Annotated in this window: 9 protein-coding genes; all 9 read right to left on the bottom strand. The window is 40.4% G+C overall.

All coding sequences use genetic code 11. From position 1 onward, the window contains the following. Nucleotides 1-127: 127 nt before the first annotated feature. The 9 genes from sufB to rpsA all read right to left on the bottom strand — a co-directional run bounded on the left by sufB (nucleotide 128) and on the right by rpsA (nucleotide 9,141). Nucleotides 128-1,540: a Fe-S cluster assembly protein SufB gene (gene sufB / locus ADM33_RS06080; protein WP_006151262.1), complete on the bottom strand. Its 1,413-nt coding sequence runs from the start codon at nucleotides 1,538-1,540 to the stop codon at nucleotides 128-130. A 57-nt stretch (nucleotides 1,541-1,597) separates the two neighbouring features. Further along, entirely contained in the window at nucleotides 1,598-2,038 is a 441-nt protein-coding gene (gene sufU, locus ADM33_RS06075) for a Fe-S cluster assembly sulfur transfer protein SufU (RefSeq protein ID WP_049503779.1), read from the bottom strand. Continuing rightward, nucleotides 2,025-3,251, bottom strand: coding sequence for a cysteine desulfurase (locus ADM33_RS06070; RefSeq protein ID WP_049503777.1), 1,227 nt, complete (start codon nucleotides 3,249-3,251; stop codon nucleotides 2,025-2,027). Before ADM33_RS06070 ends, sufU begins: the two co-directional genes overlap by 14 nt. Before the next feature lie 10 nt (nucleotides 3,252-3,261). Continuing rightward, a complete protein-coding gene (gene sufD / locus ADM33_RS06065) occupies nucleotides 3,262-4,524 on the bottom strand; it encodes a Fe-S cluster assembly protein SufD (RefSeq protein WP_049503775.1) in 1,263 nt (420 codons plus the stop codon). A gap of 27 nt (nucleotides 4,525-4,551) precedes the next feature. After that, a complete protein-coding gene (gene sufC, locus ADM33_RS06060; RefSeq protein ID WP_049503774.1) occupies nucleotides 4,552-5,322 on the bottom strand; it encodes a Fe-S cluster assembly ATPase SufC in 771 nt (256 codons plus the stop codon). Nucleotides 5,323-5,474: 152 nt separating this feature from the next. Then, nucleotides 5,475-5,669 carry a DUF3272 family protein gene (locus tag ADM33_RS06055; protein ID WP_049503772.1) on the bottom strand — a complete coding sequence of 65 codons (195 nt, stop codon included), beginning with the start codon at nucleotides 5,667-5,669 and terminating at the stop codon, nucleotides 5,475-5,477. A gap of 22 nt (nucleotides 5,670-5,691) precedes the next feature. Continuing rightward, nucleotides 5,692-7,356 (bottom strand): DNA polymerase III subunit gamma/tau, encoded by a 1,665-nt coding sequence (gene dnaX / locus ADM33_RS06050; protein WP_049503770.1) that lies wholly within the window; start codon nucleotides 7,354-7,356, stop codon nucleotides 5,692-5,694. After that, nucleotides 7,356-7,853 (bottom strand): GAF domain-containing protein, encoded by a 498-nt coding sequence (locus ADM33_RS06045; protein WP_049503769.1) that lies wholly within the window; start codon nucleotides 7,851-7,853, stop codon nucleotides 7,356-7,358. The genes dnaX and ADM33_RS06045 overlap by 1 nt, the downstream gene beginning before the upstream one ends. A gap of 85 nt (nucleotides 7,854-7,938) precedes the next feature. After that, nucleotides 7,939-9,141 carry a 30S ribosomal protein S1 gene (gene rpsA / locus ADM33_RS06040; RefSeq protein WP_001001618.1) on the bottom strand — a complete coding sequence of 401 codons (1,203 nt, stop codon included), beginning with the start codon at nucleotides 9,139-9,141 and terminating at the stop codon, nucleotides 7,939-7,941. Nucleotides 9,142-9,360: the final 219 nt, after the last annotated feature.

Raw genomic sequence — 9,360 nt, 5'->3', positions numbered from 1 at the left:
GTAGGGCTGTAAAAGCTGATGAAATCAGCGTAGTAGAGCCCACTCAACCACTGCGTCTTGTTCAACAATCCAAAGACAATTGAGAGGCTAGGACTTTTGTCCCAGCCTCAGTTTCTATTCATAAAGTTTATCCGACTGATCCTTCCATTTCATAGCTAATCAAGCGGTTAAGCTCAACTGCGTATTCCATTGGAAGTTCTTTTGTGAAGGGCTCGACAAATCCCATGACAATCATCTCTGTTGCTTCAGATTCTGACAGACCACGACTCATGAGATAATAGAGTTGTTCTTCTGAAATCTTAGATACTTTGGCTTCGTGTTCCAAAGCTACTTGTGAGTTGTGGATTTCATTGAACGGAATAGTATCTGATGCTGACAAGTCATCCATGATAATGGTATCACACTCGATGTGAGAAACAGATTTCTTAGAGTTCTTATTAAAGGTTACTTGTCCACGATAGTCAACCTTCCCTCCGCCTTTGGCGATGGATTTAGACACGATTGATGAACTTGTATGTGGCGCGTTGTGAATCATCTTGGCACCAGTATCCTGATGTTGACCAGCATTGGCAAAGGCAATCGAAAGCATAGTTCCACGCGCCCCTTCTCCATCAAGGTAAACAGATGGGTATTTCATGGTTGTTTTAGCACCTAAGTTACCATCAATCCATTCAACAGTCGCATCTTTCAGGGCTTTAGCACGTTTTGTAACCAAGTTATATACGTTATCAGACCAGTTTTGAATTGTTGTATAACGCATATAAGCTCCATCCAAAGCAAAGATTTCTACAATGGCAGCATGCAAACTGTTACTTGAATAAGTTGGCGCTGTACATCCTTCTACGTAGTGTACACTTGCTCCCTCATCAACGATAATCAAGGTACGTTCAAACTGACCAGTATTTTCGTTGTTGATACGGAAGTAGGTTTGAAGTGGAATATCCACTTTAACTCCTTTTGGTACATAGATAAAAGTTCCACCTGACCATACTGCTGAATTGAGGGCTGCTAACTTGTTATCTGTCGGCGGTACCAACTTCGCAAAGTATTGTTTAAACAAGTCTGGGTACTCTTTGAGGGCAGAATCTGTATCTGTAAAGATAATACCTAACTTCTCAAATTCTTCCTTCATGTTATGGTAAACCACTTCTGACTCATACTGGGCAGAAGCTCCAGCAAGATAAGCACGCTCAGCTTCAGGAATCCCAATACGTTCAAAGGTTTCTTTGATTTTTTCAGGAACTTCATCCCAAGAACGGGCTGGTTTATCAGATGGTTTTTGGTAGTAAATCAAGTCATCAAAATCAATCTCTGACAAGTCTGCTCCCCATGTTTGCATCGGCATTTTTTTGAAGGTTTCATAAGATTTCAAACGAAATTCTAACATCCACTCAGGCTCTCCCTTAGCAGCTGATAGTTCACGAATGACATCTTCATTCAATCCTTTTCCTGTCGATAGGACAGGCTCTACATCGTCATGAAAACCAAATTTATATTCACCAAGGTCAATTGGTTTTGGTTCTACTCTTTCTTCAGCCATAATATCCTTTCTTTCATTCTTTATTTCTAGTGATTTATAAGACAAAGAAAGCTTGTCTTATTTGTTTTCTTGGTCTTCAATTGTTTTTTTAAGGGCATTCCAAGCTAGGGTTGCGCATTTAATTCGTTGAGGGAATTTAGCAACACCTGACAAAAAAGCTGCATCTCCAAGTTGATCTTGACGCTCATCCTTTTGACCTTGAACCATTTCAGAAAAGATAGTTGCAAGCTCTAGGATTTCTTGCTTGGTCTTTCCTAAGACTGCATCTGTCATCATACTAGCAGAGGCAGTTGAAATGGTACAACCAGAGTTTAGAAAAGCGATATCTTCCAAACGATCATCTGCATCAAACTTAACAGAAAGATTAATCACATCACCACAGGTTGGATTGTTAAGACTGATTTGCTCAGCATCTTCTAGCTTCCCTTGGTGATGGGGATTTTTCGAATGGTCCGCTACCACTGCCATATAAAGGCTATCTAGTTTAGAAAGTGCCATTGAAAAACTCCTTTGTCTTTAGTAAGGCATCTACTAACTTATCACAATCTGCCTTGGTATTGTAGATATAAAAACTTGCACGAGCTGTTGCTGGAACATCCAAATACTGGAGCAAAGGTTGAGCGCAATGGTGTCCGGCCCGAACTGCTACTCCTTCATAATCCAGAGCAGTAGCGAGGTCGTGAGGGTGAAGATCACCTAGGTTAAAAGCAATAACACCTGAACGTTGAGCCAAATCTTGCGAACCGTATATGGTCAATCCCTCAATTGCCTGCAATTTTGGAAAGACATATGCAATCAATTCCTGTTCATGAGCTTCAATGGCTGCCATACCTAGATTTTCAAGATAATCTACTGCAGCTGCAAGTCCAATTGCACCTGCCATGTTAGGAGTTCCAGCCTCGAATTTCCAAGGCAATTCCTTCCAGCTTGCAGATTGTTCATAAACGAAATCAATCATCTCGCCACCAAACTCCACCGGTGACATTTGTTCCAGATACTTTTCTTTGCCATAAAGAACACCGATGCCTGTCGGACCAGCCATCTTGTGACCTGAGAAGGCAAAGAAGTCTACATCCAAGTCCTGAACATCAATCTTCATATGCGGTGTAGACTGAGCACCATCCACCACCATAATAGCTCCAACTTCATGAGCCATTTGAGTGATTTCTTTGATAGGATTTACTACTCCAAGAACGTTTGATGCGTGAGCTAGTGAAACAAATTTAACCTTATCAGTCAATTTAGAACGCAAGTCATCCATATCCAGAGCTCCATCTTTGAGATAGACATAAACAAGCTCTGCCCCAGTCTTTCGGCAAGCTTCCTGCCATGGAATAATATTGGAATGGTGTTCCATGACTGAAATCAAGACCTGGTCACCTTCAGTCAAGATTTCCTCAGCGAAACGTGCCACCCAGTTGAGACTAGTCGTAGTTCCTCTAGTGAAGAGAACTTCCTTTGTAGAGTCTGCATTGATAAACTTCCGAATGGTTTCACGAGCGGCTTCATAAGATGCTGTCGCCCTTTCAGCCAAGGTATGAACCCCACGGTGAACATTGGCATTGTCCTGCTCATAGTAGTGATTAATCGCTTCAAGAACAGCTAGTGGTTTTTGTGTCGTCGCAGCATTATCCAAATAAACCAGAGGTTCGTCATTGACAATCTGGTCTAAAATCGGAAAATCCTTGCGAATCGCTTCTACATCTAACATAGGCTTCCCCTTAGCGTTTTGACAATTTTTCTTCAATTGTCGCAATCATTTCATCACGAACTTCCTTGACTGGAATCTCAACGATAACAGATCCAAGGAAACCTCGAACAACTAAACGTTCTGCAGTTGCCTTATCCAAGCCACGGCTCATGAGGTAGTACATGTCTTCTGGATCAACTTGTCCGATAGAAGCCGCGTGACCCGCAGTAACATCATTCTCATCAATCAAGAGAATTGGGTTGGCATCTGAACGCGCTTGGTCAGAAAGCATGAGAACACGGCTCTCTTGTTGGGCATCTGCTCCCTTAGCTCCTTTGATGATGTGACCGATACCATTGAAGGTCAAAGTTGCTTTTTCAAGGATAACCCCATGTTGAAGAATATTACCGATTGAGTTGCAACCATAGTTAGTCACTCGTGTATCAATCCCTTGTACCTGACGACCACTTGATAGAGCAACGACCTTAAGATCTGCATGGCTACCATTACCAATCAAGTCACTATCAAAGTCTGCAACGACGTTTCCTTCGTTCATGACACCGATAGCCCAGTCAATATTTGCATCGTTGCCCAATTTACCACGGCGGCTAATATAGGCTGTAACATTTTCGCCTAGACGGTCAATCGCTGCAAACTTCACTTGCGCGCCAGAATGAGCGATGACTTCTACTGTGATATTGGCAGTTGCCTTAGCACTACCCTCACCACGTGACTCTAAGCGTTCAAGGTAGCTAATCTTACTATTCTTACCCGCGATAATGAGGATATGCTTGTTAAATGGCACATCGCTATCGCTGTCTTGGTAGAAAATACCTTCGATTGGCTCTGTAATCTCAACATTATCAGGGATATAGAGAACAGCACCACTGTTAAAATATGCTGTATGGTAGGCTGCCAACTTATCATCATCGTATTTCACTGATGACATGAAAAATTCTTCTACGAGTTCTGGAATTTCTTCTAGAGCTGAGTGGAAGTCTGTAAAGACCACTCCTTGTTCAGCCAACTCAACTGGTGTTTGTTCAAAAACAGTTTGGGTTCCTACTTGCACCAACTTTAAGTGATTATCTAGAGCTGTGAAGTCAGGAACATTTGCTGATGGCTCACTTTCTGTAATCGTTCCATCACCCAGATTCCAACGGTGGAATTTGACACGCTCAATGACTGGCAATTCCAAATTTTCAATCTTGTCAAAAGCTTTTTGACGGAGTTCTGACAACCAGCTTGGTTCAGCGTGCATTTCTGAAAAAAGTTTAATAGTTTCTTTAGTCATTTACTTCTCCTAAAAGATACGAGGGAATTACAATTCTTCCTTGTAGTCATAGCCAAGTTCTTCAGCTAATTTTGCGTATCCTTCACGTTCCAAACGTGCCGCCAATTCTGGACCACCAGAAAGAACAACACGACCTTCCATCATAACGTGTACCACGTCTGGCGTGATATAGTTCAAAAGACGTTGGTAGTGAGTAATAATCATAGCACCAAAGCCTTCACCACGCATAGCATTGACACCTTTAGAAACAACTTTAAGAGCGTCAATATCAAGACCTGAGTCAATCTCATCAAGAAGAGCAAAAGTTGGTTCCAACATCAAGAGTTGAAGAATTTCGTTACGTTTTTTCTCACCACCTGAGAAACCTTCGTTGAGGTAACGCTCTGCCATTTCTTCTTTCATGTTGAGCAATTCCATTTTTTCGTCTAGCTTAGTGATAAACTCACGCACTGAAATCTTCTCATCATCTTCTTTACCAGCATTTATAGCTGCACGAAGAAATTCTGCATTGGTAATTCCTGGAATTTCTGATGGATATTGCATAGCCAGGAAAAGCCCCATGCGCGCACGCTCGTCAACTTCTAACTCAAGGATGTTCACACCGTCAAATAGAACCTCACCTTTGGTTACTTCATAGTTAGGATTTCCCATAATAGCTGCAGAAAGAGTTGATTTCCCAGTTCCATTTGGTCCCATGATAGCTGCAATCTCTCCTGTTTTAAGAGTCAGATTGACCCCTTTTAAAATTTCTTTTCCTTCAATTTCAACGTGAAGATCTTTTATCTCTAATACTGACATGATAGTTCCTTTCTTTTCAATCCGTTTTACCATTTTCGCTAGAAAATTGTCCTTATTTTTCTAGTAAAAAACGATAAAATGTCAATAAATATACTTTAATAGTATAACAAAAAAAAGCCTAAAAGGCTTTAATTTTGTCTAGAAGCTGAGGGTTACTTCTTTCCTCGAAAATGGTCATCAATAGCGTTGACAATTTTACCCATAATATAGCTGACTCTAAAATTTCTTAGAATTAAAATAGCCCAAAGCAAGGCCATAATATACCGTTGCTCCATGATGGATTCATTAAGGAAATAGGTCTCAGCAGCAGTAAATAAGGCCATGATTATAAATTGTTGTCTGTTCATCGTATTATGTCACAATATCCTTTTAATCTTCTTCTATGGTCACTTTATCCGCTAGAAATTCAAATCCTTGAGGAAGGACAGATTCTTCCACTTCTTCCTTAACTGGTTGACCTTGTGACGATTTAGCCTTAGCTGAGAAATCAGCCCTAACTTCTTTCCATTCTTCCATGGAAATAGCAAGTATCTCTGGTGAAAATCCCGCTGCTTGACTAAGGATATTGCCAAACATGGTGTTGAGATTATCACGTTTCATGGTCTGCCCGGCATTGAAGTTAGATTCAAATGCAAGAATCGCATGATGCTCATTTGCCGCAACAGGTTGAGAACCGACTAAAAGCGCCTTATCTGGACCTGACAAGCTTTCAATAACTTCTCCCCAAGCATTTTGGAGACGGATTAGATTTTGACGGGCTAAATCAGGATTTTCAACAGCTTCTTGAAGAATAGACTGAACCTTATTGCGATCTACGCGATAAATTGACTTGCTGTTAACTGGACGACTCGGTGTTGGTGTTGTCTGCTTAGGACTCGTGTTAACATTTGCCAGAGCCTGTTTCAATCGCGCAACTTCTTCTCTAAGAGATGATAATTCCTCAGCCACATCACCTGAAAGTCCTGGTTGGGAATCAAGTTCTGTCAAACGAATGGTCATCATTTCAGCATAAATCTTAGGCTGTAAGCTAGCCTTGATATCAGCTAAACTACTTGTTGCAATTCCAATCATCTCGAACAAAACAGCCTGTGAAAGACCTAAGTTATCCTTAAAGAGATCACTATAGTGAGTATTCTCCCCACCAGTTTGGACAATCAAAATATCTCGCAAGTATTGCAACAAATCTGTTACAAATCGTGTCATGCTTTTTCCGTTATCAAAAATCAAATTAAGATTTTCCAAAGCACGAGTCACATCCTTTTGTGCCAAGGCAGCCACATAATTATCCAAAGCACTTAGACTAATAGTCCCAGTAATTTCCTCAGAAACAGTTGTTGTTAATCTAGCATCTTGAGTCAAACTTAATGCTTGGTCTAAAATGGACAGAGCATCCCGCATACCACCTTCGGCTCGACGAGCAATAATCTCGACAGCTTCAGACTCATAATCAATCCCTTCCTTCTCTAAAATATGGAAAATATGATCTCGAATATCCTGAGTTCTAATAGATTTGAACTCGAAGCGTTGAACACGAGACAAAATGGTTGCAGGAATCTTATGAAGCTCTGTTGTTGCTAGGATAAAAACAACATTAGGAGTTGGTTCTTCAAGAGTTTTCAAAAGGGCATTAAAGGCTCCTGTTGAAAGCATATGAACTTCATCAATGATATAGACCTTATACTGAGCTATACTTGGAGCATAGGTTGATTTATCACGGATATCACGAATTTCATCCACTCCATTGTTAGAGGCCGCGTCCATTTCGATAACGTCTTCCAAGCTACCGTCTGTTACAGCTTGACAGATATAACAGTTATTGCAAGGTTCTCCTCCCTCTTGATTAGGGCAGTTCATAGCCTTGGCAAAAATTTTGGCTACACTGGTTTTTCCAGTTCCACGAGGCCCTGAAAATAGATAGGCATGGCTAATCTTTTCCTGCTCTACGGCTTGTTTCAGAGTTTTTGCAACAATTTCCTGGCCTACTAACTGTGAAAATGTTTGACTTCTATATTTTCGATAAAGGGCCTGATACATTACGCTTTCTCCTCAAACATTGAAAAATTCCATTCGGTTTTCTCTAACAAAATAGAAACAAACTCTTCTAGATATTTCAGATCCAAATCATCATAATCATCAACAAGAGATGAATCTAAATCTAGAACGCCCAGAAGACGTCCCTCTTTAACCATCGGCACAACAATTTCACTACGAGCACTACTATCACAAGAAATATAGTTTGGGTAGGTTTTAACATCACCAACAATCACTGTTTGACGACTAGCTGCAGACTCTCCACAAACACCTTTTTCAAGAGCGATTCGTACACATGAAACTCCACCTTGAAAGGGTCCCAAAATCAGTTCATTCCCATCAAATAGATAGAAACCTGCAAAAACAGTATTGGGAAAACTTGTTTTTAGCAGAGCACTGGCATTTGATAGATTAGCCAACACATTGGGCTCTCCTTCTAAAAGATAAGAGAGCTGTTCATTTATTGTTTGATAAAGTAATTCTTTTTCTGAATATAACATAAAACCATTATATCAAAAAAAGTTAGTAGAAAAAAGAAAAATCCCTTGTTTTAAAAACAAAGGATTTTATTCAAATTCGAATGGATTAAAGTTCGATGTCTCCGAACAAGTCAGCCATTGAGAATCCTGTTTGAGTTTCAGGAAGTTCAAAATCACGTTTTTCTTGACGTTTTGGACGACGTGGACGTGGAGCGCGTTTTTCTTCTTTTTGTCCTTCTTCTTGAGCTGGACGTTCTTCAAGAGCTTTGATAGAAAGAGATACACGTTCTGCATCAGCGTTAACTTCAAGAACTTTAACAGTAACTTCTTGACCAACTTTAAGAGCTTCTTTTGGATTTTCAATACGTTTGTGTGAAATTTGTGATACGTGAACAAGTCCATCGATACCTGGCAATACTTCAACAAATGCACCGAAGTCAGTCAAACGTTTAACTGTACCTTCTACAACATCACCTTTAGCCAATTTTTGCTCAACGCCATCCCATGGTCCAGGTGTTGTAGCTTTAAGTGAAAGTGATACACGTCCTTCTTCTTCGTTAAGATCAAGGATTTTCACTTCAACTTCTTCACCAACAGTTACAACTGATTTTGGTGAAACGTTACGTTCGTGTGACAATTCAGTCAAGTGAACCAATCCGTCAACACCACCAAGGTCGATGAAAGCACCGAAGCTTGTGATACGTGCAACTTTACCAGTTACAACATCACCAACAGCCAATTTACCGAATACTTCAGCACGAGCTGCTGCAGTTGCTGCTTCTACAACTTCACGACGTGAAAGGATGAAGCGGTTTTCTTTAGGATCAACTTCTTTGATTTTAGCATCAAACTCTTGACCTACAAAACGCTCAGTGTTACGTACAAAACGAGTATCCAACATTGAAGCTGGGATAAATCCACGTACACCTTCAAATTCTACTGAAAGTCCACCCTTAACAGCGCGAGTTCCTTTAACTGTAACAACTTCTTCTTCACGTCCTACAAGTTTGTCCCATGCTTTGCGAGCTTCAAGGCGTTTTTTAGATACAAGGTATGTTACTGTATCAGTATCTTTACCAACTACTTGACGAAGTACAAGAACATCCAATACTTCACCTACTTTTACAAAGTCATTGATATCTGCATCGCGATCGTTTGTCAATTCGCGAAGAGTCAAGACACCTTCAACACCAGTTCCAGAGATTGCAACATTAGCTTGAGTAGCATCAACTGTCAATACTTCAGCACTAACAACATCACCTGGCTCAACTTGGCTAACGCTATTTAGCAAATCTTCAAATTCGTTCATCTAAAAAATCCTCCAACAATCAAGTTTTTCTTAAACTTGACATACTTATAATTTTTTCCTAAGCACCCGCAAAGACATGTTATATCGTTCACGTCCTTCAATTATAAAAATAAAATACCCTAAGATATTTTTCTTTTTATCTTGAATTTATTACCTAAGAACTGGGGTAGCTGGATTCGAACCAACGCATGAGGGAGTCAAAGTCCCTTGCCTTACCGC

The sequence above is a fragment of the Streptococcus oralis genome (assembly GCF_001075875.1).
Classification (GTDB): domain Bacteria; phylum Bacillota; class Bacilli; order Lactobacillales; family Streptococcaceae; genus Streptococcus; species Streptococcus oralis_I.
Note: the sequence above shows the minus strand (reverse complement) of the source record. Positions and strands in the feature narration are given on the sequence as shown.